At 67.5% G+C, this 23,395-nt stretch carries 23 protein-coding genes and 1 tRNA gene; 8 read left to right on the forward strand and 16 right to left on the reverse strand.

What is annotated here, in order from left to right:
* Positions 1–210 precede the first annotated feature (210 nt).
* The 5 genes from ACVOK1_RS15410 to ACVOK1_RS15430 form a co-directional block, all read right to left on the reverse strand.
* Positions 211–945: a LytR/AlgR family response regulator transcription factor gene (locus ACVOK1_RS15410; protein ID WP_481562572.1), complete on the reverse strand. Its 735-nt coding sequence runs from the start codon at positions 943–945 to the stop codon at positions 211–213.
* 4 nt (positions 946–949) lie between these two features.
* The gene (locus tag ACVOK1_RS15415) at positions 950–1,966 is read right to left on the reverse strand and encodes a sensor histidine kinase (protein WP_406236414.1); all 1,017 of its coding nucleotides are present in this window, start codon (positions 1,964–1,966) and stop codon (positions 950–952) included.
* 30 nt (positions 1,967–1,996) lie between these two features.
* Positions 1,997–2,656: an alpha/beta hydrolase gene (locus ACVOK1_RS15420; protein ID WP_108758933.1), complete on the reverse strand. Its 660-nt coding sequence runs from the start codon at positions 2,654–2,656 to the stop codon at positions 1,997–1,999.
* A gap of 50 nt (positions 2,657–2,706) precedes the next feature.
* Positions 2,707–4,635 (reverse strand): glucans biosynthesis glucosyltransferase MdoH, encoded by a 1,929-nt coding sequence (gene mdoH / locus ACVOK1_RS15425; protein WP_108770102.1) that lies wholly within the window; start codon positions 4,633–4,635, stop codon positions 2,707–2,709.
* Between the two features lie 449 nt (positions 4,636–5,084).
* On the reverse strand, positions 5,085–5,249 hold the full coding sequence (locus ACVOK1_RS15430) for a hypothetical protein (protein WP_174213520.1): 165 nt from the start codon (positions 5,247–5,249) through the stop codon (positions 5,085–5,087).
* 218 nt (positions 5,250–5,467) lie between these two features.
* Between ACVOK1_RS15430 and ACVOK1_RS15435 the strand changes: the two genes are divergently transcribed.
* A complete protein-coding gene (locus tag ACVOK1_RS15435) occupies positions 5,468–5,854 on the forward strand; it encodes a DUF2628 domain-containing protein (protein WP_481562573.1) in 387 nt (128 codons plus the stop codon).
* 80 nt (positions 5,855–5,934) lie between these two features.
* Here the strand turns inward: ACVOK1_RS15435 and ACVOK1_RS15440 are convergent, their stop codons facing one another.
* Both ACVOK1_RS15440 and ACVOK1_RS15445 read right to left on the reverse strand, forming a co-directional pair.
* A complete protein-coding gene (locus ACVOK1_RS15440) occupies positions 5,935–8,469 on the reverse strand; it encodes a methyl-accepting chemotaxis protein (RefSeq protein WP_481562574.1) in 2,535 nt (844 codons plus the stop codon).
* Between the two features lie 259 nt (positions 8,470–8,728).
* Positions 8,729–9,607 carry an NAD-dependent epimerase/dehydratase family protein gene (locus ACVOK1_RS15445; RefSeq protein ID WP_481562575.1) on the reverse strand — a complete coding sequence of 293 codons (879 nt, stop codon included), beginning with the start codon at positions 9,605–9,607 and terminating at the stop codon, positions 8,729–8,731.
* 233 nt (positions 9,608–9,840) lie between these two features.
* Between ACVOK1_RS15445 and ACVOK1_RS15450 the strand changes: the two genes are divergently transcribed.
* Entirely contained in the window at positions 9,841–10,155 is a 315-nt protein-coding gene (locus ACVOK1_RS15450; protein ID WP_481562576.1) for a KGG domain-containing protein, read from the forward strand.
* A gap of 90 nt (positions 10,156–10,245) precedes the next feature.
* Here ACVOK1_RS15450 and ACVOK1_RS15455 read toward each other — a convergent pair whose 3' ends face one another.
* Together ACVOK1_RS15455 and ACVOK1_RS15460 are read right to left on the reverse strand one after the other, a co-directional pair.
* Positions 10,246–10,698, reverse strand: a complete 453-nt coding sequence (locus ACVOK1_RS15455) for a PA2169 family four-helix-bundle protein (RefSeq protein WP_108770107.1) — start codon at positions 10,696–10,698, stop codon at positions 10,246–10,248.
* Positions 10,699–10,892: 194 nt separating this feature from the next.
* A complete protein-coding gene (locus tag ACVOK1_RS15460) occupies positions 10,893–11,216 on the reverse strand; it encodes a hypothetical protein (protein WP_481562577.1) in 324 nt (107 codons plus the stop codon).
* A gap of 151 nt (positions 11,217–11,367) precedes the next feature.
* On the opposite strand from ACVOK1_RS15460, the gene ACVOK1_RS15465 reads away from it, so the two are divergent.
* On the forward strand, positions 11,368–12,009 hold the full coding sequence (locus ACVOK1_RS15465) for a glutathione S-transferase family protein (RefSeq protein ID WP_481562578.1): 642 nt from the start codon (positions 11,368–11,370) through the stop codon (positions 12,007–12,009).
* A gap of 21 nt (positions 12,010–12,030) precedes the next feature.
* On the opposite strand, the gene ACVOK1_RS15470 is transcribed toward ACVOK1_RS15465, so the two are convergent.
* Both ACVOK1_RS15470 and ACVOK1_RS15475 read right to left on the reverse strand, forming a co-directional pair.
* A complete protein-coding gene (locus tag ACVOK1_RS15470; RefSeq protein WP_481562579.1) occupies positions 12,031–13,017 on the reverse strand; it encodes a glycoside hydrolase family 43 protein in 987 nt (328 codons plus the stop codon).
* A 101-nt stretch (positions 13,018–13,118) separates the two neighbouring features.
* Positions 13,119–13,538, reverse strand: coding sequence for an H-NS histone family protein (locus ACVOK1_RS15475; RefSeq protein WP_481562580.1), 420 nt, complete (start codon positions 13,536–13,538; stop codon positions 13,119–13,121).
* A 264-nt stretch (positions 13,539–13,802) separates the two neighbouring features.
* Between ACVOK1_RS15475 and ACVOK1_RS15480 the strand changes: the two genes are divergently transcribed.
* A complete protein-coding gene (locus ACVOK1_RS15480; protein WP_481562581.1) occupies positions 13,803–14,282 on the forward strand; it encodes a YcxB family protein in 480 nt (159 codons plus the stop codon).
* Between the two features lie 49 nt (positions 14,283–14,331).
* Here the strand turns inward: ACVOK1_RS15480 and ACVOK1_RS15485 are convergent.
* The 5 genes from ACVOK1_RS15485 to dtd all read right to left on the reverse strand — a co-directional run bounded on the left by ACVOK1_RS15485 (position 14,332) and on the right by dtd (position 18,978).
* Positions 14,332–14,407: transfer RNA gene (locus tag ACVOK1_RS15485), tRNA-Ile, on the reverse strand.
* Between the two features lie 44 nt (positions 14,408–14,451).
* The gene (locus ACVOK1_RS15490) at positions 14,452–14,763 is read right to left on the reverse strand and encodes a hypothetical protein (protein ID WP_481562582.1); all 312 of its coding nucleotides are present in this window, start codon (positions 14,761–14,763) and stop codon (positions 14,452–14,454) included.
* Positions 14,764–14,946: 183 nt separating this feature from the next.
* Entirely contained in the window at positions 14,947–16,347 is a 1,401-nt protein-coding gene (gene yjjJ / locus ACVOK1_RS15495) for a type II toxin-antitoxin system HipA family toxin YjjJ (protein ID WP_481562583.1), read from the reverse strand.
* Between the two features lie 246 nt (positions 16,348–16,593).
* Entirely contained in the window at positions 16,594–18,447 is a 1,854-nt protein-coding gene (gene rpoD, locus ACVOK1_RS15500; RefSeq protein WP_108770117.1) for an RNA polymerase sigma factor RpoD, read from the reverse strand.
* 90 nt (positions 18,448–18,537) lie between these two features.
* On the reverse strand, positions 18,538–18,978 hold the full coding sequence (gene dtd, locus ACVOK1_RS15505; RefSeq protein WP_312724379.1) for a D-aminoacyl-tRNA deacylase: 441 nt from the start codon (positions 18,976–18,978) through the stop codon (positions 18,538–18,540).
* A gap of 60 nt (positions 18,979–19,038) precedes the next feature.
* Between dtd and ACVOK1_RS15510 the strand changes: the two genes are divergently transcribed.
* The 4 genes from ACVOK1_RS15510 (at position 19,039) to ACVOK1_RS15525 (ending at position 23,293) form a co-directional block, all read left to right on the forward strand.
* The gene (locus ACVOK1_RS15510; protein WP_481562584.1) at positions 19,039–19,959 is read left to right on the forward strand and encodes a lauroyl acyltransferase; all 921 of its coding nucleotides are present in this window, start codon (positions 19,039–19,041) and stop codon (positions 19,957–19,959) included.
* Between the two features lie 75 nt (positions 19,960–20,034).
* Positions 20,035–21,168, forward strand: coding sequence for a GTP cyclohydrolase II RibA (gene ribA, locus ACVOK1_RS15515; protein ID WP_481562585.1), 1,134 nt, complete (start codon positions 20,035–20,037; stop codon positions 21,166–21,168).
* 158 nt (positions 21,169–21,326) lie between these two features.
* Positions 21,327–21,758 carry a PH domain-containing protein gene (locus tag ACVOK1_RS15520; RefSeq protein ID WP_481562587.1) on the forward strand — a complete coding sequence of 144 codons (432 nt, stop codon included), beginning with the start codon at positions 21,327–21,329 and terminating at the stop codon, positions 21,756–21,758.
* Positions 21,755–23,293, forward strand: a complete 1,539-nt coding sequence (locus tag ACVOK1_RS15525; protein WP_481562586.1) for a PH domain-containing protein — start codon at positions 21,755–21,757, stop codon at positions 23,291–23,293. The genes ACVOK1_RS15520 and ACVOK1_RS15525 overlap by 4 nt, the downstream gene beginning before the upstream one ends.
* Positions 23,294–23,395 lie beyond the last annotated feature (102 nt).

The following is a 23,395-nucleotide window of genomic DNA, read 5'->3' on the forward strand; positions in this document are numbered from 1 at the left end:
GGGGGCGGGGGGGGGGGGGCCTGGCGCGGACCCGCCTTGGGCCCCGCCTAGCCGGTCGTGCGGGTGTTTGTGGGCCGCCCCCCCCCCCCCCCCCCCCGGCCCCGACCCAGCACGTAACAACAACGAGCCGACCAACCGCCGTTGCTGTAGCTGTTGATGTTGCTTCAGACGTTGCTCGCAAGCAGTCGCGGCCGCAGGCCGCGCGGAATCTCACAGATGCCGCAGTTCCTGCTTCAGCGTCGCCACGCACCGCCGGCTCACTTCCAGCGGCTGCTTGCCATGCCGCAGCACCGCCTGCACCTGCCCACCCACGCCACGCCGCAGTTCCACCAGTTCATGGCGGGCCACCAGGCAGTTGCGGTGGATGCGCACGAAGCGGCTGGCGAACTCTTCTTCCAGCGACTTCAGCGACTCCTCGATCAGGTCTTCGCCGCGCGCGTGGTGCACCACCACGTACTTCTCTTCGGCCTGCAGGTAGTGGATGTCGTCCAGCGGAATCAAGCGCAGGCTGCCACGCAGGCGCGCGCACAGCATGCTGCGGGCCTGGCCGCCGCTGTGCTCGGGCTGGCCATTCCGACCGGCCAGGAACGTACGCGCGCGCGCGATGGCCGCGGCCAGACGCTCGGCACGTACCGGCTTCATCAGGTAATCAATCGCCGCCGCCTCGAACGCCGACAGCGCGTGCGCGTCGTAGGCGGTGCAGAACACCACCGCCGGCCGCGGTTCGAAACTGGCCAGGTGGCGCGCGGCTTCCAGGCCATCCAGCCCGGGCATGGCGATGTCCAGCAGCACCAGGTCCGGCTGCAGTTCCGCGCACGCGTGCAGGGCCTGCTCGCCGTTGCCGGCCTCGGCCACCACGTCGATGCCCTCCTGCGCCGCCAACAGGCTGCGCAGGCGCTCGCGGGCCAGCGGTTCGTCATCGGCGATGACTACCCTCACGCTCATTCCCTCACTGGATCGGCACTGTCACCTGGCAGGCATAGTAGCCTTCGCTCCAGCCGGCCGTCATCCGCGCGGCACGACCGAAGCGCCACGCCAGCCGGTGGCCGATGCTGTGCTGCGCGTGGCCCGCGCCCCGCGCCAGGGCCAGCCCCGGGGCCTGCGGATCCGGTGCCGGATTACGAACTGTGATCTGCAGCTCATTGTTCCTGCAGGCCAGCAGCAACTCGATGGTGCCGCCCTCGGGCAGGCGCGAAATGCCATGCAGCACCGCGTTTTCCACCAGCGGCTGCAACACCAGGCGCGGCAGCGCCAGATCCCAGGGCAGCGGTTCCTCGCGCTGCCAGTGCACCTGCAGGCGTTCGCCCAGGCGCAGCGATTCAATCGACAGGTAGCGCTCGGCCAGCTCGCACTCGGCCTGCAGGGTGGAATCGCCTTCGCCGGCACCCAGCGCGGCGCGGAACAGATCGGACAGGTCCAGCACCGCGCGTTCGGCCACGGCCGGGTCGCGGTGCAGCAGGCTGGCGATCAGGTTCATGCTGTTGAACAGGAAATGCGGGCGGATGCGCGCCTGCAGTGCGTCGGCCTGGGCGCGCGCGTTGGCCTGCACCTGCGCGGCCCAGCGGTCACTCACATAGAAGTAGCGCAGCGCCAGCGCGGTGATCAGCGCCGTGGTTGCGGCACTGCCGAGGGTGAAGCGCCAGAAGCTGATGCCGCGGGTGAAGTTGTCACCCAGCACCGCGTACAGGGCGTGGACGACGCCGGCGCACGCCACGGCGATCAGCGCCGACAAGGCGATGGCGAGCAGCGCGCCCAGCACCTCGGGCAGGGTCGACAGTGCCCGCCGCAGCAGGCACAGGCAGGCGCTGACCGCCAGCGAAAGCCACAACGCGAAACCACTGGCCGAGGCCAGCTCGCCCAGCGTCCAATGGCGGCTGCCATCGGGCGCCAGGGCCAGCACCACCACCACCAGTTCGGCCAGGCCCAGCATCGCCAGCACGCGCGGCAGGCGGCACAGTTCCGGCATCCACGGCGGGCTGGCGCTGGCTGCCATGGCTCAGGCCACGCCCAACCGTTCCTGCAGCCAGTCGCCCAGTGCCTGGATTTCTTCGGCACAGACCTGGTGCGCCATCGGGTAACGCTGCCACTGCAGCGACAGGCCCAGCGTGCGCAGCACCTGCGCGCTGTGCTCGGCCACCGCCAGCGGAATCACCGGATCGCCACTGCCGTGGGCCATGAACACCGGCACGTCGACGGCACCGTCAACGCGGCGGGCCGCTTCGGCATCGGGCAGGTAGGTCGACAGTGCGATCAGGCCGGCCAGCGGCGCGGTGCGTTCCAGTGCGGCACTGAGGATGACCGCGCCGCCCTGCGAGAAGCCGGCCAGGAAGATGTGGTCGGCGGCAACGCCACGCTCGATCTCGCGGGCGATCAGCGCATCCAGCTGGGCCACCGATTCACGCACGCCGGCCATGTCGGCACGCGAGCGGAAATCCATGCCGACGATGTCGTACCAGCCGCGCATCGGCACGCCGTTGTTGATCGTGATCGGCCGCACCGGTGCATGCGGGAAGACGAAGCGCAGCGCCGGCCAGTGCGGACGCACCAGCTCGGGCACGATCGGTGCGAAATCATGGCCATCGGCCCCCAGGCCATGCAGCCAGATCACCGACCACTGCGGCGAGGCGCCGGTTTCCTGTTCCACCGTTTGCAGCATGATGCGGCTCCTTCAAGTTCGAGCCGCATTATGCCGCCGCCATGGGCCGATCAGTACAGCGGCGGCTGCTCGGCGGCTTCGCGGCGCAGTTCGGCGGCACGCACCAGGACGGGCGGCGGCGTGTTTTCCTCGGGGATGTCCAGCAGCCCCCAGCGGTGCAGGAAGCCACCGGGCCCGCGCGAGGAGGTCAGCGCCACCACCGGAATGGCCAGCACCATGCCGATCACCACCGGTGCCATCCACACCGCCAGCGAGGGCGATACCGCCCAGGCCAGCATGCCCATGAAGGCACCGAACACGCCCAGCCCACCGTAGCCGCGGATCAGCGCCATCCAGGAAATGCCACCGTCGTCGCGCTGCTGCGCGTCCCAGCCCGAATCGCGGCCGGACAGCACTTCGGCCACGCCGCGCGACTGCACGTACATCACCACGGGCGCCATCAGCGCCGCCAGCACGGTTTCCACCAGCATCGACACGAACGCGCGGAAGGCGCCACCGCAGCCACGGCGGTCCACCGGGTCCAGCAGCATGGCCAGGTAACCCAGCACCTTGGGCAGCAGCAGCACGGCCATGGTCGCGCCGAACAGGCGCACCACCTGCTCCTCGTCCTGCGCACGCCAATAGACGCTGGGCGACAGGTGCAGCAGTGCGTTGAAATCGATGCCTTCCTGGAACAGCGGGATGGCGATGCCGATCAGCATCAACATGCCCCACATCGGCGCGGTGAAGTAGTGGCCGATGCCGATCAGCATGTGCACGCGGCTGATCCAGTGCAGGCCGCGGCTGCCGACCACCTTGCCGTGCTGCAGGTTGCCCTGGCACCAGCGGCGGTCGCGCACCAGCATGTCGGTCAGGGTCGGCGGGCCTTCCTCGTAGCTGCCGCCCAGGTAAGGCACCATGTGCGCGGCCCAGCCGCCCCGGCGCATCAGCGCGGCTTCGACGAAATCGTGGCTGAGCACGTGGCCGCCGAACGGCTTGCGGCCGGGCAGTGCCGGCAGGCCGGCCTGGTCGGCGAAGGCACGGGTGCGGATGATCGCGTTGTGGCCCCAGTAGTTGCTCTCGGCGCCATGCCACCAGGCCACGCCGCGGGCGATGACCGGCCCGTACACGCGGCCACCGAACTGCTGCATGCGGGCAAACAGGGTGCGCCCACCGATCACCGACGGCAGGGTCTGGATCAGGCCGACGTCGGCGTTGTGTTCCATGCCCGCCACCAGGCGCACGATGCTGTCGCCGGTCATCAGGCTGTCGGCGTCGAGGATCAGCATCTGCGGGTAGGCGCCGCCGAAACGGCGCACCCAGTCGGCGATGTTGCCGGCCTTGCGCGCACCGTTGTCGCTGCGGCGGCGGTAGAACAGGCGCACCCGGCCATCGGGCACCAGTTCGCGCAGCTCGTTGAAGACCAGTTCTTCGGCGCGGGCGATGTCCTCGCGGCGGGTGTCGCTGAGCACGAAGAAATCGAAGCGTTCCAGCTGCCCGGTGGCGGCCACCGATTCATAGATCGCGCGCAGGCCGGCCAGCAGCCGTCGCGGGTCTTCGTTGTAGGTGGGCATCAGCAGCGCGGTGCGGCTGTGCACGATCGGCAGCGGCTTGTCCGGGTCGATGCCCAGGCGGTAACCGCGGTCGAACACGGCGGTGAGGAAACCGGCCACGGCACTGGCGAAGGACAGCGCGATCCAGGCGAACAGGCCGACGAACAGCACCAGCAGGCAGGCCTCGAGCACGCTGATGCCGTTGGTGGACAGCACACGCCACATCATCCGCGTGGCCACGGCGGTCATCGCCGCGGTACCACCGAAGAGGTACAGGCGGCGCAGCTTGATCATGCGCGGCGAGGTGCGGTGACGAGGGACCTTGAGCTTGCCTTCGCGCAGGGTCTGCTCGGGCATCTGCAGGGGCGCTTCGGGCGGCAACAGCGCCCAGCCGGCATCCAGCTCGGGGTTGCCCGGGCCGGCGTGGGAGGTGGTTTGAGCTTCCATCGCGTCTACTCCGCCCAGGCAGCGTGGCTGGCCATCCTGGCCAGGCGGCATGCACCAGGGTTCCCCGCGCGCATTCCCGGCGCCCGCACTTGTCCTGCCTGCGACGGCGTCACGCCGCGCAGTAGATGTCTGTCACTACCGGAACCCACACGATCTCCAACGGGGCGGAATCGAAAATGCGGCCCAGCATAAGAGGGCAAATGTAAGGTGAGCGCGAAGGTTTACGCCGGGGATTTCCCCCATTCAGCAAATAGCGGGCGATGCCGGGCTCGAGCATGCCGCGCACACGCAGGCGTGGCGGGAACTGGATCGAGCAAAATGATAATGATTCCCAACCACGGAATCAGCCGTCCCGGTAGCCGCCAACCTTGGTTGGCGCCCTACATCCGGCGCAGAAGCGTGCCAACCCAGGTTGGCACCTGCCAGCGCTCAGGTCGTCTCAGGTCGTCTCAGGTCGTCTCAGGTGTCGCGGGATCGCGGTTCGCCGCCGCGCGCGCGCGGTCGATCGCCACCGCCAGTTGCTGGCGGGCGAGCAGTTGTTGCGCCTGCACCACTTCGGGTGTCGGCAGAAGCACCGGTCCGGGTGCGTTTTCCGGTGTAACAGGTGTGGTCATGCAACCTCCGAGGACATCCCGCCAACGCGCCAGGGCCAGGCCCGAGCGGCAGCGGAACTGCGCACCCTATCCTAAAAACAAGGCGGGTGGGTGACGGTGCGACGCGAGGATGCAAGGCCCCAACTGGTCAACCGTCACATTTTTGACGGACCACGCTGGTTGGCTGAATGCGACACATTTATCATGAAAACGTTTTCCCACAGGGACGTCTCCCATTCATGAACGCAGTCGACCTCTCGCAGTACAGCCCGAAGTGGCAGTTCCGCTTCAACTTCTTCCAGCAGCACGGCGCGCCCAAGGAACCGGGCTTCAAGCAGGCCTGGAAGGCGCTTTCCTTCGGCGACCGGCTGAAGATCAACATCAATTTCTTCGCCCTGTTCTTTGGCGCGATCTACCTGCTGATCCTGGGCATGTGGCGCAAGGCGCTGGTCGTCATCGGCATCAACATCGCTCTGGCTGCGATCACCCTGATGCTTCCGGACATCGTCGGCCGCGCCCTGTTCTTCGCCCTGAACTTCCTGGTCGCCTCCAGCACCAACTACAGCTACTTCCAGGAAAAAGTGAAGGGCAACACCAGCTGGAACCCCTTCGAAGGCATGTTCTAAGCCGCTGCCAACGCCGGGCCCCCGCCCGGCAGGCCGCACTGACGGCGCCCGGCTCCGGCCGGGCGTCGTCGTCTGCGACATCAGGCCGCGCGCAGCTTTGCCGCCGCCGGCGCATCAGCCTGCAGGCGGAAGCGCGATACCGCCACCGCCAGCTGCTCGGCCTGGTCTTCCATCGCCCGTGCGGCAGCCGTGGCTTCTTCCACCAGCGCCGCGTTCTGCTGGGTGGTCTCGTCCATCTGCACCACGGTCTGGTTGACCTGCTCGATGCCCGCCGACTGTTCGCGCGAGGCGGCCGAGATCTCGGCCATGATGTCGTTCACCCGGCCGACCTGGCCGACGATCTCCTGCATCGTGCGGCCGGCACCGTGCACCAGCTGCGCACCGGCGCCGACCTGGGCGACCGAGGCGTCGATCAGGCCCTTGATCTCCTTGGCCGCCCCCGCCGAGCGCTGCGCCAGCGCGCGCACTTCGCTGGCCACCACGGCGAAACCACGGCCCTGCTCGCCGGCACGCGCCGCTTCCACCGCAGCGTTCAGCGCCAGGATGTTGGTCTGGAACGCGATGCCATCGATCACCGAGATGATCTCGGCGATGCGCTGCGAGGAGTTCTCGATCTGCTCCATGGTCTGCACCACTTGGCCGACCACCTGCCCGCCTTCGCTGGCCACACCGGCCGCCGATGCTGCCAGGCTGTTGGCCTGCTGTGCATGCTCGGCGTTCTGGCGCACGGTGGAGGTCAGTTCCTCCATCGATGCCGCCGTCTCTTCCAGGTTGGCCGCCTGCTGTTCGGTGCGGCGAGACAGGTCGCTGTTGCCCGAGGCGATCTCGCCGGCCGCCAGGCGGATGCTTGCCGCCGACTGCTGGATCTGGCCGACGATCTGGGTCAGCTGCTGCACCGTGCTGTTGGCATCGTCGCGCATCACCGCGAACACGCCGTGGAAATCACCGTGCATGCGCGTGCTCAGGTCACCGGCAGCAATCGCGCGCAGCAGCGTGGAGAGCGCGGCGAGGTTGTGGTCGCTCACCTGCATCATCGTGTTGAGCGTTTCGACCATGCGGCGGAAGTCGTGCTCGAAGCGCTCCGTATCGCCGCGCACCGCGAAGTCACCCGCTGCCGCCGCGGCGGCCAGCTGCTGGATCTCCTCGTTGATCGCACCCAGGTTGGCCTTGGTGGTGGCCATGGCCGCGGTGAACACGGCCTTCTCGCCCGGCAGGGCTTCCATGTCCACGCTGAGGTCGCCCACCGCGTAGCGCTGCATCACCTCCACCAGGCGCTGGGTGACCGCGTTGCTCGACGCCACCAGCTGGTTGCTGTCGGCCACCATGCGGCCGTACTCGCCCGGGAAGGCGCTGGCATCCATGCGGTAGCTGATCTGGCCTTCGTCATGGCGCTGCGCCATTTCGGCCTGCGCCGCCATCACCGCCTGCAGCGTCCCGCGCATGCCCTGCATCGCGTCCAGCAGGCGACCCACTTCATCGTTGCCGCGCGGCGGCAGTGCGGTATCCAGCTTGCCGGCGGCCACGTCGCTGGCGATGCGCACGGCCTGCGCCAGCGGACGAATGGCCAGGCCACGCAGCAGCACATAGACGCCGGCGCTGAGGGTGAGCGCGGCAATCACGCCGACCAGCAGGGTCAGCCACAGCAGCTGGCGGGCTTCGGCGACGATCACCGCGTGCGGCACCACCACGCCCAGCGCGAAGTGCTGCGGGGCATCGCCGACCTGCATCGGCACGTACAGGCGCACGTTGCCTTCGGCATCCGGCTCGAACGCCTCGAAGGTCTTGCCCTCGGCAATCTGCGCCAGCATCTGCTGGGTTTCCGCATCGGTACGCGGCTTGCCGATCTCGGCGGCATTGGCCGCCGCCAGCACCACGCCCTTGGGCGAGAGCAGTTCGACCCGGCCGGCCCCCATCGGGGTCAGCGTGGCCAGGTGCTTCTGCAGAGCCGCCAGCGAGAAATCGACGGTGAACACGCCGAGGAAGGTGCCGTTCTCCACGATCGGCGTGCTCAGCGTGCTCATCAGCACCTGCTGGCCGCCGATGGCATAGGCATACGGCTCGCTGACCTTGGGCAGCTTGTCGCGGCTCGGGCCCATGTACCAGTCACCGGAGCCATCCGGCAGGTCGGTGTAGGCGGTCATCGGCGACTGCTGGGGCTTGCCGCCCTCCCAGGCCCAGTAGCTCATGAAGCGACCGGTGGCATCGTGCGCTTCGGTATTCACGAAGTCTGCATCCTTGCCGTCGAAAGCGTTCGCTTCCCACATGGTGCTCTTGCCCACCCATTCCGGGTGCGCCTGCAGCTGCTGGCCAACGACCGCGGCCAGTGCGGCGCGGTCCGGGGCATCGCCGCGGGCACGCTGGGCCAGCACGGTTTCCACCATCGCATCGTTGCTGGCGAAGGCCGTGCCCAGATCGGCAGACACCTTGCGCGCTTCAGCGACGGCTTCACTGGCCATGGTCTGGCGCGAGGCATTGACCAGGCTGGCACTGGCCTGGCGGTAGATGAGGAAAGCGGTGATGCCGAAGCAGAGCAGCGCGATCGAAGCAGTGCCCAGCATCAGCTTGTGGGCGATGCTGCCCGGGCGACGGGCAGCGGCAGAGCGGGAAGAAGGCATGGACAGGTCCGCAGGCAATTCAGGACAACCGGCACCACGACGGCACCGCGCAGGTGCGCGATCCCTCGCGCCGCCGCCTGCCAGCTGCGGATCGAAACCCACGCTGGCAAGGCACGCACCGGGTTAGCGGCCGCAGGCGGGCCGGATTGAGGAAAAGCCGTCTGCGGGAACCTGAACACGCTCAGCCGTGGCGTCGGACGAAGAGCAATCGAGCATGGCTCGACTCTACAAAGGCGGCGCAGTCGAGCGTGGCTCGACTCTACAAAAGCGGCAGCATGCGCGGCAGTACTTCAATGCTGCCTGCGGCGTACTGCTGCAGCACGCCCTCCGGGCCGAAGCGCGGTTGCCAGCCCAGCGCCTGGCGCAGCCGGCTGCTGTCGTAGACACGGTCGATGCTGAGCGGCAGCGGCCAGCCGCGGCGGTCGAACTCGGCCAGCAGCTGCGGTACCCGGCGGGCCAGCACCTGGCGCGGGTTGGCGGCCAGCTCCAGGCAGTCACTGCGCTGGAACGGACTGGCCGCGCAGGCGATATAGCGCTGGAACGGCTCACCCTCATCCACCAGCAGCGCCGCGTGGGCACTGGCCACGTCGCGCGCATCGATGCCACGGTGCAGACGGAACATGGCCATGCGTTCGGGTGGCTCGGGGAAGCAGCGCGCCATGCGCAGCACGCGCACCTCGAAGCCCTGCCCCGCCGCCTGCTCGGCCAGTGCTTCGGCCTGCAGTTTGGTGCGGTGGTAGATGGTGCGTGGCAGCGGTTCGGTCGTTTCGTCGATCCAGCGGCAGCCACCGGCCACTACCGCATGGCCGTACAGCGCCGTGGTGCTGGTCAGCACGAAGCGGCGCGCGCCGGCCTGCCGGGCCAGCTGCAGCAGCTGGCCGGTGGCATCGACGTTGATCTGCTCGAACACCGGATCAGGCACCAGGCCGACGTGCGGCGCGTGCAGGGCTGCGGTGTGGATCACCGCGTCCACACCCCGCACGGCGCGCTCCAGCGCCTGGCGGTCGGTGACATCGGCAATGATGCGGGTGGTGTTGAAGGGCATGCGGTCCAACCCCACCACGTCGTGCTCGGCGGCCAGCGCACCGAAGATCGCGCGCCCGATCCGCCCGGAACTTCCGGTCAACAGGATCTTCATTGAATCCATTCGCTCGACAGCGCCCGGGAGCTACCGGGATCCCTCGATTCTAGGCGCGTGCACGGGCGCGGCAACAGCCTGCTCGCCTGCGTGACGCGATAGCGAGGCGTCAAGCGCGTGCATGGCAAGCGTGAAAGCGGCGCCGCGAACATGCACCTGCCATTACCGTGGGCTGTGCAGCATGGGACCGGTCGTCGAAGCTGGCGGCGTCCCTTCCGCACAGGAGACACAGCATGGCCAACGCACCCCAAGGCACACAGAATCGCGGCTTCGCCTCGATGGATGAAGACAAGCAACGCGCCATCGCCGCCAAGGGCGGCCGCGCGGCACACGCCTCGGGCAACGCGCATGAATTCAATTCCGCCGAAGCACGCGTCGCCGGCCGCAAGGGCGGCGAAGCGATCAGCCGCAACCGCCAGCACATGGCGGCGATCGGCCGCGAGGGCGGGCATGCGCGGCATGCCAATGCGCAGCGCCAGCAGCAACAGATGCAGGAAGAACCGAGGGCACCGGCTGCACCGGCGTCGCCGTATCCACAGCAGGGCTGATACCCAGCAGTGCTCCGTGAGACGAAATGCAAAGGGCCCCGTCGATGACGGGGCCCTGCTTTGCAGTAATCGCTCAGCCGAAGCCGGGGATCAAGCGGCCTTCATCGCATGTTTGCGGTCGCGCATCACGCGGTGGCAGTCCTGCACTTCCGGCAGCCACGCGGTCACTTCCTGGCGCACGGCCGGCGGCAGCTCGTTGTCGTTCAGCACGTCCTTGAACGCGGCCAGCAAACGGTCTTCCGATTCCTCCAGCTCGGCCACGTAGCCGTAGTTGGTATCACCGAAGGCGGCGCGAACCTTGCCGTAGAACTGCTGCATCGAGCCGACCATGGTGCCGTGCTCGGCCGGCTTGCCGCCGGTGGCGACGACGGCGCTGCTCAGCGAAGAAACGATGCGCGCCTTGACGCCGGCGATGCGCACGAACAGCGCGGACAGCTCGGTGTCCTTCACCTTGGTGGCGGCTTCTTCGTAGAACGACTTGCCGTCGCGGGCGATCTCGATCAGGTCGTTGAGGCGATGTTCGATGGTGGACTGGGTGCTCATGGTGTTTCTCCTTGATCGGGTCTGCGGGATGAGGGCAGCGGTGTGTCCGTTGCCTGCAGGACCAGAGTGGAGAAGCGCGCGTGGGACGCGGGTGAGCATGGTTTTATGCGGAAATCACGGCCTCGAACGGCAACTGACTGTTCACACTCTCTTGCAGGTGATTCACGCCGAGAGAATGTTTCCGCACGTGCTCATCAGTCAGGCGGTGCGCCATGCGCTGACGCGAACTTCGACAGCGAAGACGACTCGACCGGCAGGTCGTTTGCCACGCACCATTCCACGAAATCGGCCACACCCACTGTCACCCGGACAGTGCCGACGCCACTCACTCTGGCGAACCACACATGGCGCTCAATATCTTTTTCCCACTCGGCAAACGTGTCGTGCCAGTCACGCTCAGGCAGGAGCGCCTTGAAGCTGGCGTACTCTTCCTCCCGAAACCACGCGAACGCAAGATACGATTCGCCATCCTCGCGGGGAGGAGGAAGCGGCACGAGGGTGGGCCGACGGTGTTTCATGGTTCCATGACCTCAGTGGAGCGTTTCTGAAGTATCCGCCAGCAGCACCGCTTTCGGTCAAGGGTCAGACAATCGCAGGAAGATGTCGATTCCCTCCCCCGTCATTCGTCGGAACAGGAAAGGCAGGCCTGTCGCCTGCAGGAGCACCGCCATGCATCCGATCCTCACCGCCTTCGCCACCTCCCCCGACCGCGGCCAGGGCCTGGCCCGCGACATGCGCGTGCGCTGGGCGCTGGAGGAACTGGGCATCGCCTACGACGTGCAGCTGCTGACGTTCGCCGAGATGAAGGAACCCGCGCATCGTGCGCGCCACCCGTTCGGGCAGATTCCCACCTGGCAGGACGGCGATCTGCAGCTGTTTGAATCCGGCGCGATCATCCTGCACCTGGCCGAACAGCATGCGGGCCTGCTGCCTGCGGATGCGGACGGCCGCATGCGCGCGATCGTGTGGATGTTCGCGGCGCTGAACACGGTGGAGCCGCCGATTGTCGAGCGTTCGATGGCCTGGGTGCTGGAGCGCGAACAGCCCTGGTACGCGCAGCGGCTGGTGATGCTGGACGAGCGCGTGCGGCGGCGGCTGCAGGAACTGTCGACGCGGCTGGGCGACGGCCCGTGGCTGGACGGCGCGTTCAGTGCCGGCGACCTGCTGATGGCGTCGGTGCTGCTGCGCTTGAAAAGCAGCGGCATCGTCGATGAGTTCCCCGGGCTGGCTGACTACGTGGCGCGCGCGACGGCGCGGCCGGCCTACCAGCGCGCGTTTGCCGCGCAGCTGGCGGTGTTCCAGAACGCCTGATTGCCTGCCGATCCGCCCGCCTCAGCGCAGCGGATCGGCCGCCACGCCCTCATGGGTGATCTTCACCGGCAGGATGTGACCCTGCGCATCGAACTCCATGCGCTCGATGGCGGTCTCGCGGTGGTCACGGGCGGTGTCACCGTGCGGTCGACGGTGGTAGACGATGTACCAGCGGTCGGTGCCCGGCACCTGGATGACCGAGTTGTGGCCGGCGCTGGTGGCGATGGCCTCATCCTGCTGCAGCACCGTGCCGACACGCTTGAACGGGCCGGTGGGCGCATCGGCAATGGCATAGGCCACCTTGTAATCCGGGCCACCCCAGCCGCCTTCGGACCACATGAAGTAATAGCGCCCACCGCGCTTGAACATCAGCGGGCCCTCCACGTATTCCGGCGCCGGCGTGATTTCCTTGAACAGCGAGCCATCGGCCAGCGGCAGCACGCCGGTGAAATCATCCTTCAGGCGCACGATGTTCGCGTGCTTCCAGCCGCCGTAGATCATGTACCAGGCGCCGTCGTCGTCCTTGAAAACGAACTGGTCGATGGGCTGCGCGCCATTGTGGAAAGCACCCACCAGCGGCTTGCCGAGCAGGTCCTTGTACGGCCCTTCCGGACGATCGGCCACGGCCACGCCGATGCCACCCAGTTCGCTATCGGTCTTGATGTCGTTGGCGGCGAAGAAGAAGTAGTACTTGCCCTTGTTTTCCACCACCGACGGCGCCCACATCGCGCGCTTGGCCCAAGGCACATCCTTGGCGTTCAGGACGTCGGCATGCTTAGTCCAATGCACCAGATCGGACGACGAGAACGCGTCGAAGGTGATCTGCGCATCGTAATCCGCTGATGTGGTCGGAAATATCCAGTAGCGGTTGGCGAATACCGCGGCCTCCGGGTCGGCATACCAACCCTTCAGGATCGGATTACCCGAGGTGGCCGGCGGTGTGGCCTGCGCGCCCGTTGCCAGTGCCGCTGCCATGCAGGCGGCCATCATCCACTTGCCCAACGCCATGCCGTGCGCTCCCGTGCTGGATAGATGGGAGCATATTAGATCGATTCAGATGCGGAATGCGAAGGCAGCCCCACCCCGTGCGCGGGAGTGGGACGCAGGCCTCAGGCCTTCTTGATGACGGTGCGCTTGCCGATGCTGCTGGTCTTGCCGGCGGTCGGCTTGGCCAGGCCCGGAATCAGGAAATCGGTGACCTTGTGGCCCATGGACACCTTGTGTGCCAGCCAACGCGGCATGCGGCCACGGCCGGTCCAGGTCAGGCGCTTGTATTCCGGATCGCGGTATTTGGCGGCGACCTTGCCGGTTTTACGGCGTGCCGGTTTACGTGCCGGTGCTGCGGTTTCTGCGGCTTCATCGCCGAAGAGTTCTTCGATGGTGTAACCAGCTTCGGCGGCAGCGGCCTTCAGCAGGCGGCGCACGGCGGCGGCCGGGCGGCGGGTGGTGATCAGGGCTTTGCGCTGTTCGGCCGCAGCCACCAGTGCGCCCAGCTCCCGAAGGCTGAGCGATTCGATATCGATAGTCATGCGGGGAAGGTCTACTGCGGCGGGCTGGGTGTCAAGCTTGCTATACACATGCAGAACCTCGTCCGCCGACCTTCGGCCTCTACAGGCCAATGTCGATCAGCGGTTCCGCTCACGCCCTCTTTTTGATTAGTTTCATTTTCGAGGGCTGAATGCGATGGCACTATCGAACCTGTCCTATCTCCGCTTTGCGGCGGCGATGTTGCGATGGGGAACAGCCAGCTTCAGGAACATCTCGTTTCAATGCGTAACCACAGACCAATACAGATGATTTCCGGAACACTTACTCAAGAACAGCATCTCCTCGCACTTCGCATGCATCGGCGAAAGGCGATAACACTACAAATAGGAATTCTGCTCGCATCTGCGGCGATCGGTGTAGCCACTTTCGCTCTGGGATTTCACTTTCCGGGCATTGTCCTGATTGGTGCAGGCGTTGGCGGAATGATAGGTGCCTTCGTCCAGTCCAAGCTGACACTGCCGCGCAGCGTTGCCAAGATCCATCGTCAGCAGGCTGGCCTGCGCGCTCACAACACTTACAGCTGGGACGAGGAATGGCTCAGCGTTTCGACTGAGCATGGGCACGCCAGACGGCGATGGTCGGATTACACAAAACTGCGTGAGAGTGGGGAACTATTCCTTCTCTACCATTCGGACGTCATGTTCGAGATTTTCCCGAAGGCCTGGTTCAACGAACAAAAGCAGATGGATGAATTCCGGCGACTGGCCTCTCAGGCCGCGGGCTGACAGTGCGAAGAAGCCGCAGAGTGCAGATGTAGTGCGCAACCCCTCTTTGTGGTGGGCCCACCAGGATTCGAACCTGGAACCAAGGGATTATGAGTCCCCTGCTCTAACCGTTGAGCTATAGGCCCTGCGCAGCGCCACAGTGTAGTTGAGCGCGCCCCTGGCCCGCTACTCAGGCATCAACAGCCAGTGCCCTGGCGACCTGCTCCAGCCGTACCTCGGCAATCTCCGCGAAGTGCTGCATCTGCCGCAGATGCGCCTGGAACAGGGCGACAGTCCGCCTCGCCCCTTCCAGTCCCGGGTGGTTGCTGCCAGCAAAGCCTTCAACCAGTCCCGCACCCGGGAGCGTCAGCAGCGCATACGTCGTGCGCCGGGCGAAGCCAAGCCGGTCTTCGCGCTCGTCCTGCAGCACCTCATCCCAGTCCAGCAGCGGCGGGAAATCGACTCGCGGGGAATCGGGCCTGTCGTTCTCTACATCGTTCATGGCGTAGCTCCAGATACATGACGAACCAGAGCAGCAGGCCGCACGCGGCGTGCGTGGCTTGCTGCGCGTCTGCATCGGTGCCGGTGATGTCCGGCCCGCCTACGTGATGTGTTGAGCATCTGCCCGGCCAGACTGCGGCCACTGCAGGAAGAATTCAAACGGCATATGCGACACCGGTCGGGATCACCCAAACCGCATCCCCATCGCTCTAACCCACTCAGCATTCCCCATCGCCAGCGTACGCAGCCCGTCCGACCGCACCCGCGCATCCCCCGCAACGCGCTCCCAGAACTCGCTCGCCAGCGGTGCCGCCCAGCGCAGATGCTCCAGTTCGCCGCTCTCACGCGGCGCAACCGCGTCCAAAGGAACATCCTGCCGCAGCACACCCAGCCGCGACGGTGCCAGCGACATCGGCAACATGTCGTAGGCCGGCGCCAGCGGCAACGGACCGCGATCAACGAGGCGGAAACCGATGTTGCCCTGGTGCATGTCGCTGTTGCCGATCAACCGGCCGAACGCATGCAGCCGCGCCATCGCCTGCACGGTCCCGGCAGACAGCCAGCCCAAGGCCTGCAGCTGCGCACCGGCGCGCGGCCAATCCAGCGTCGCTTCCCCAGTAAACGCAGCCGACAGCGACAACAGCGAAACAAAGCCCCGGCGCCCCAGCACATCGGTGCTGCGGTCGAAGCGCGTCACTTCCAGGAAGGTATGCGTGGGCGTCTGCAGCAACTCACTGCTGGCGGCATCCACACCAGCGGCGCGCAGGGTTTCCAGCGCCAGGTGTTCACACACCAGCAGATCGGCCCAGCGCTGCGCGGCCTCGCCACCATCGGGCTGGGCAAACTTCACGATCACCGCCCGGCGACCGCCGTCGCTTTCCACCGTGGCGGTGAACTTGGGCTGCTCACCCCCAGGCGAGGAACCTACGTCTTCGCCGGCCAGCGCGGCACGCGCGCGTTGCGGGTACTGCTGCGCCCGGTCGCGGGCAGCCACGCGGTCGGGTGGCGCATCCAACGCGGCCAGAGCCGCTTGTACGGCCTCGCCGCCCAGCAGCAGATCACCCGTCTCGGTTCCGCCGCCATGCACCAGCGCCACCAGCACGTCGTCGCGCTGCCAGCGGGTCAGATCCGAGGGCAGGCCGAGGCCGCGCGCGCGGCCATGCGCGAAGCTGCGGCCGAGGAAGCCCTGCGGGCGCAGGTCATCGAGGTACCACGGCAGGCCCGGGAAGAAGGCGGCGATGTCGCCGTCCGGCGCGCGCAGGAGGTTGGGCCGCGCACGGCTGGCATCCATGTGGAAGGTGTCACCACTGAGCGCGATCAGCCGGCCCAACTCCTCCAGCGTGGCGTCTTCGCGCAGGCGGTACAGCGGCCATTCGCTGCCTACGCGCGAGGGCTGGCGCAGGGCATAGGCGGTGGCGCGCGTCTGTCCCAGCCGCACGACCTGATCGCCACTGGCCGCGACCAGGCGGCTGAGGGTCATGCGGTTCACGCCCAGGCGCTCGGCCAACGCGGCCGCCGGCTGCGGTTGGCCGGGGGGCAGCTGGGCGATCAGATCCTGGGGCTGCAGGAGCGCGCGGCGGGCCATGGCGGGGCCTTGGAGACGAATAGTGTTACGTATTTATCGCAAAATCACGCTGCCCGCAAGCTGGCGTAGACATTAAAGTCACTGTTTTGCAAAGGATTTCAAAGCGAAAACAGCGACCCATACCAAGAATAGTGTTACGTAAAAATTACGGATTCATCAAACAATCCGCCGGGCATGGCCCGGCGCTACCAAAGAAAAACCCCGCCGAAGCGGGGTTTCTCTCAACACATCAGCCGTCGCTGGATATCAGTCGATATCCAGGAAGCTGCGCAGCTGCTCCGAGCGGCTCGGGTGACGCAGCTTGCGCAGGGCCTTCGCTTCAATCTGGCGGATGCGCTCGCGGGTCACGTCGAACTGCTTGCCGACCTCTTCCAGCGTGTGGTCGGTGTTCATGTCGATGCCGAAGCGCATGCGCAGCACCTTGGCTTCCCTCGGGGTGAGGCCGGCCAGCACGTCGCGCACGGTTTCAGACAGGTTGATGTTGGTGGTGTTCTCGATCGGGGACTCCACATTGGTGTCCTCGATGAAGTCGCCCAGATGGGAATCCTCGTCGTCGCCGATCGGGGTTTCCATCGAGATCGGCTCCTTGGCGATCTTCATCACCTTGCGGATCTTGTCTTCCGGCATGTCCATTTCCTTGGCCAGCTCCTCCGGCGTAGCCTCGCGGCCGTACTGCTGGAGCATCTGGCGGGAAATGCGGTTCAACTTGTTGATCGTCTCGATCATGTGCACCGGAATACGGATGGTGCGTGCCTGGTCGGCAATCGAGCGGGTGATCGCCTGGCGGATCCACCAGGTGGCGTAGGTCGAGAACTTGTAACCGCGGCGGTATTCGAACTTGTCCACGGCCTTCATCAGGCCGATGTTGCCTTCCTGGATCAGATCGAGGAACTGCAGGCCGCGGTTGGTGTACTTCTTGGCGATGGAGATGACCAGGCGCAGGTTGGCCTCGACCATTTCCTTCTTGGCCTTGCGGGCCTTGGCTTCGCCGTAGGCCATGGCGCGGCTGATTTCCTTGAGCTCGTCCAGGTCCAGCAGGGTCAGCTTTTCGATGTCGATGGTGGCCTGCTGCTCGGACACGATCTGGTCCTTCACCTCACGCAGCGCCGAGGACCACTTCTGCTTGCGCTTCAGTGCGTCTTCCACCCATTCCAGGTTGGTCTGGTTGCCTTCCCACGAACGGATGAAGTCCTTGCGCGGCATGCGGGCAGTGACGGTGGCCAGGTTCAGCACGCGGCGCTCATGCGACTTGATGTCGGCCATGGTGTCGCGCAGCTGCTTGGTCAGCACGTCGGTCAGCGGCAGCGGCAGCTTCAGGGTGACGAACACCGCCGACATCTCCTCGCGGAGCTTCGGCAGGTTCTTCTTGTCGCCCTTGGCGGCCGCCTTCTTGAAGGCATTGAACGCGTCGGTCAGTGCCTGCATGCGTGCGGCGACTTCCTCCGGGTCCGGACCGGTCGGTGCGGCTTCTTCATCGCCGCCGTCGACATCATCGTCCTCGTCCTCGTCGGCGTCGTCATCGCTGTCGTCGCTGTCATCGGACGCAGCAGCGGCCGGAGCCGGCACTTCGTCGGAGAGGTCGTTGAAACCGACGATCACTTCGGCCAGGCGCTTCTTGCCTTCCTTGTGGGCGTCGTAGTCGGACAGCAGCGATTCGACCGAGACCGGGAACTGGCCCAGAGCGGCCTGCACCTGCGAAAGGCCTTCCTCGATGCGCTTGGCGATGGCGATTTCGCCCTCGCGGGTCAGCAGCTCGACGGTGCCCATTTCGCGCATGTACATGCGCACCGGGTCGGTGGTGCGGCCACCTTCGGTGTCCAGCGCGCTCAGCGCTGCGGCGGCTTCTTCGGCCGCGGTGTCGTCGACCTCACGGTTGCCCGTGTTGCCGTCGTTGAGAAGCAGGGTTTCCACATCCGGCGCAACTTCATGGACATCAATGCCCATGCCGTTGATCATGCCGATGATGTCTTCGATCTGTTCCGGGTCGACCATGTCGTCCGGCAGATGGTCATTGACTTCGGCGTAGGTCAGGTAGCCCTGTTCCAGGCCCTTGCTGATCAGTTGCTTGATTTCGGATTGGGCAGGACGTTCGTTGGCCATGTAGTGCTCGCGCCACCGGCTAGGGAGAAATAGGGAACGTAGCATTATACCAGCCCGGGGCCCGGCCTGCCGGGCGGTGGTCCCGGCGGCCTAGGGCCTGAGGAGGAAGGTCACGGGACCGTCGTTGACCAGGCTGACGACCATATGGGCACCAAACCGGCCCGTTTCCACCCCCGGGGCGTGATTTTCACGGCAGATCTCGACAAATCGGTTGAACCCGCGTTCAGCCTCGTCCGGCGGGGCGGCGCTGGTGAAGCTGGGGCGCATGCCCGACCGGGTATCGGCGGCCAGGGTGAACTGGCTGACCAGCAGCAGCCCGCCCCCGGCATCACGCAGCGAACGGTTCATTTTCCCCGCCTCATCTGCGAATACACGGTAGCCAAGCAGCCGTTCGGCCATCCGCTTCAGCTGCGCCTCGGTATCGCCCGGCTCCATGCCCACCAGGGCCAGCAGGCCGGGGCCGATCTGCCCGACCGCCTCGCCCTCCACATGCACGGCGGCCTGGGTGACACGCTGGATCAGGACGAGCATCGGGGGCTCCAGATAACGGGGCCGGCCACGATAGCAGCGCCCTTGGCTAAACTGGGGCCAATGAATCCGCAACGCAAAGCCCGGCTGGTCCATCGCGCCACCACCCTGTTCGCCCGCCTGCCCTGGCCGCTGCTGCGGGGGTTCGCGCACGCCCTGGCCTGGGCCTGGATCCGCCTGAACGCCCGCGAGAGCCGGGTGACCCGGCGCAACCTGGAACTGGCCTACCCCGAAATCACCGGCGCCGCGCGCGACCGCCTGCACCGCGAGCTGCTGCGCTCGACCGCGCTGCAGGCCATCGAAACCCTGCGCCTGTGGAGCCGGACGCCGGCCGACAACCTGCGCCTGCACCTGAAGGAACAGCACGGCGCGGCCCTGTATGACGCGGCCCTGGCCAGCGGCAAGGGCGTGATCGTTGCCGCCCCGCACTTCGGCAACTGGGAGCTGTTGAACCAGTGGCTGGCCTCGCGCGGGCAGATCGCCATCGTCTACAAGCCGCCGGAGGACGAGGCCGGCGACGCCTTCCTGCAGCTGGTGCGGGGCGGCCAGAACGTGCAGCAGGTGCGCGCCGAAGGCCCAGCCGTGCGCCAGCTGTTCAAGGTACTCAAGGACGGCGGGGCCACCGGCATCCTGCCCGACCAGCAGCCCAAGGCCGGCGACGGCGTGTTCGTGCCGTTCTTCGGCGTGCAGGCGCTGACCATGACCCTGGTCAACCGGCTGGCCGAGCGCACCGGCGCCATCGTGCTGTATGGCTGGTGCGAGCGCATCGGGCCGGACATGGAATTCGCCCTGCATATCGAGCCCACCGACCCGGCCGTGGCCGACCCGGACCCGCAGGTGGCCGCCGCCGCGCTCAATGCCGGCATCGAGCGCATCGCCCGCCGCGACCCCACCCAGTACCAGTGGACCTACAAGCGCTACACGCTGCGCCCGCCGGGCAGCGGCGAAGATGACCCGTACGCCACCGAAGAACATCCGCACTGAGGACGGCGGCGGCTGGCCTGCGACCGGCTGCCGCAGTACGTTGAATACGACGCTGGCGCCCCCATAGAGACTGCGATGTCCGCCTCCCCCGGTCCTGCCATGCCTGCTTCTTCCCTGTTCGGCGATCCCGCCGCGATCCGCTGCGAACGCGCGGTGGCCGAGCTGCGTGCCGGTCGCCCGGTCCTGCTGCACGACGGCCAGGGCCAGCGCCTGGCGGTGATCGCGCTGGACAGCGCCACGGCCAGCAGCTTTGCTGCCTTCGCCAGCGCCGCGCGCGAGCGCCACTACCTGTTCCTCACCGCCACCCGCGCCCGCGTGCTCGGCGTGGAGGCGGCCGACGGCGCGCGCCTGCCGCTGGCCGGCGTGGCCTTCGATGCCCTGCCCTCGCTGGGCTACCTGCGCGAGCCGGGCCCGATGCCGGAAGGCTGGAGTGCAGGCGACGCCTTCGATGCCGGCGCGGTGGAACTGGCCCGCCTGGGCCTGCTGCTGCCGGCGATGGTGGCCGTGCGCCTGGACGCCGATGACCACACCTTCGACGGTGCGGCCGAGGTGGCCCTGTGCGACCTGGCTGAAGGCGCGGCCCATGCCGCCCACGATTACGAACTGGTGGCGCGTTCGCCGGTGCCGCTGCGCGATGTCGGCATGACCACCTTTGCGGTGTTCCGCGGCGGCGTGGCCCAGCGCGACCAGGTGGCGATCATCGTGGGTGAGCCGGACCTGTCGGCCGTGGTGCCGGTGCGCGTGCATTCCTCCTGCCTGACCGGTGACCTGTTCGGTTCGCTCAAGTGCGACTGCGGCGACCAGCTGCGGCGCGGCCTGCGCAAGCTGAAGGAACTGGGCGGCGGCGTGCTGCTGTACCTGGACCAGGAAGGACGCGGTACCGGCATCGCCGCGAAGATGCGCGCCTATGGCTACCAGCACGACGGCCTGGACACCATCGACGCCGATGCACAGCTTGGCTTCGGCGCCGACGAGCGCCGCTATGGCAGCGCCGTGGCGATGCTGCGCGGCCTGGGTATTACGCGCGTGGCCCTGCTCAGCAACAACCCGACCAAGGCACAGCGCCTGCGCAACGCCGGCATCGAAGTGCTGGACTGCATTCCGGTCACCGGCGAGATCACCGCCGAGAACGAGCACTACCTGCGCACCAAGGCCGACCGCGCCGGCCACATGCTCGATGTCGACGCGCTGATCCAGGCCGCCCAGTAACGCGGCCGACCTGCTACCGTCTGCGCGGGGCGGCTGCGGCCGCCTCCGCCCTGCCCTGCTGCCCGACGGACGCCCGCGTGACCGAACTGCCTTCGCCTGCATCGCCGCCCCTGGACCCTCTGGACCACTGGCAACCGCTGCCGCGCCGTGCCGCGCGCATGGCTGCACTGGAAGGTGCCTTCGGTGGCCTGTTCGTTCCCGGCGCGCCGCTGGCTGCGGCCTGGTGGTTCTTCGACCTGCCCGGTGGGCTCTGGGGTGCACCGGTCGGCCTGCTGGTCGGCCTGCTGTTCGGCGCCTGGCTCGGCCACCGGCGCCTGACCCGCACGCGCTGGCGGCTGGATGCACAGGGCCTGGGCCTGCGCCGCGACCTGATGTGGCAGCTGGAAACCCGCATTCCCATTTCCCGCGTACAGCACCTGGACCTGCGTCGTGGCCCGCTGGAACGCCGCGCCGGCCTGGCCACGCTGATCGTGCACACCGCCGGCACGCGCCTGAGCGCGGTGACCGTCAGCGGCCTGGATGAGGCCGATGCCGAACGCCTGCGCGACACCCTGGCGCACCAGCTCGACCAGGACGCCGACGCCCTGTGAGCCTGCCGCCGCCCCTGCCGCCGTCGCTGCCCGGCGACGGCCAAGAGCATCGCCTGCACCCCTGGTCGTGGCTGTTCGTGCTGCTGATGCAGCTGCGCCACTACCTGCTGCCGTTGGTGGCGCTGCTGGTGTTCGGCCAGCGCGGCGACCGCGACCCGATGTGGGCGCAGCTGATTCCGCTGTCGGCCATCGCCGCGCTGGTGGTGGTGTCGGTGCTGCAGTACCTGAGCTACCGCTACCGCATCGGCAGCGACGCGATCACCGTGCGCAGCGGCCTGCTGTCGCGCAACCGCCGCGAGATTCCCTTCGCCCGCATCCACAACGTGGAAGTGCGGCAGAACCCATTGCACCGCCTGTTCGGCGTGGCCGAGCTGCGCCTGGAATCGGCCGGTGGCGTGCGCCCGGAAGCGGAGATGCGCGTATTGAAGCTGGACCAGGCACTGGCGCTGGAACGGCTGGTGCGCCAGCGCGGGCAGGCACCGCAGGCGGTCATCGGTGATGCGCCGCAGGACATCGCCAACGATGACGACGAGCAGGTGCTGCTGCGCCTGTCGGCGTGGGACGTGGTGCGCATGGGCCTGCTGTCCAACCGCGGCTGGGCGCTGGCCGTGGCCGCCTTCGGCGTGCTGTTCCAGACCGTGCCGCGGCCGGTGATGGACGATGCCATCCAGCGCGGCGGCCGCCAGGCCTTCGGTTACGTCAGCCACCTGCACCCGGGCCTGACCGGCACCCTGCTGCTGGTGGCGGCCACCCTGCTGCTGGGCTGGCTGGGCCTGCGCGTGCTGTCGGTGGTGCTGACCGTGCTGCGCTACCACGGTTTCACCCTGAGCGAGCGCGAGCGCCGGCTGACGGTCTCCACCGGCCTGCTCAGCCGCACCCGCAGCAGCGTGGCACGCCGCCGCATCCAGGCCTGGACGCTGCGCGAAGGCACGCTGCAGCGCTGGTTCGGCCTGCGCCAGCTGCGCATCGACAGCGCGGCGGGCGGCCCCTCTCGTGATGATGAGCCTGCCCTGCGCGAACTGGCGCCGCTGGCCCCGGCCGCCACCTGCGAAGGGCTGGTCAAGCACCTGCTGCCGCAGCTGCAGTGGCCGCCGGCACAGTGGCATGCGCTGCCGCAGCGCGGCTGGTGGCGGCTGAGCCTGGGCAGCCTGGTGCTGGTGCCGCTGCTGGCAGCGGGCGCCTACTGGCGCTGGGGCCCGTGGGGCCTGCTGGTGCTGGGCTGGCTGCCGGTGGCGCTGCTGGTGGCACACCGGCAGATGGCGCGCATGGGCTGGCACCTGGATGGCCAGTTCGTGGCCGTCCGCGGTGGCTGGTGGAAGCGCTGGTGGCGCTGGGCCGAACTGGACAAGGTGCAGGGTCTGCGCCTGCAGCGTTCACCGCTGGACAAGCTGCTGGGCACCGCCAGCCTGCAGCTGGATACCGCAGGTGCGCACGGCGACGTGGCGCTGGCGCTGAACTACCTGCCACAGGCGCAGGCCGAGCAGGTGATGGAACAGCTGGCGGTGGCATTGGCGCGGCGCAAGCTGCGCTGGTGACACGGGGTCGGATCCTGGCCGTGCATCAGGTAGTGGCCGGGCGGGGGGGGGGCGGGCCGCCCCCCCCCCCGCGGAGCGGCGGCCCCCGCCCCCCCCCCCCCC

The sequence above is a fragment of the Stenotrophomonas sp. STEN087 genome, from assembly GCF_056759115.1.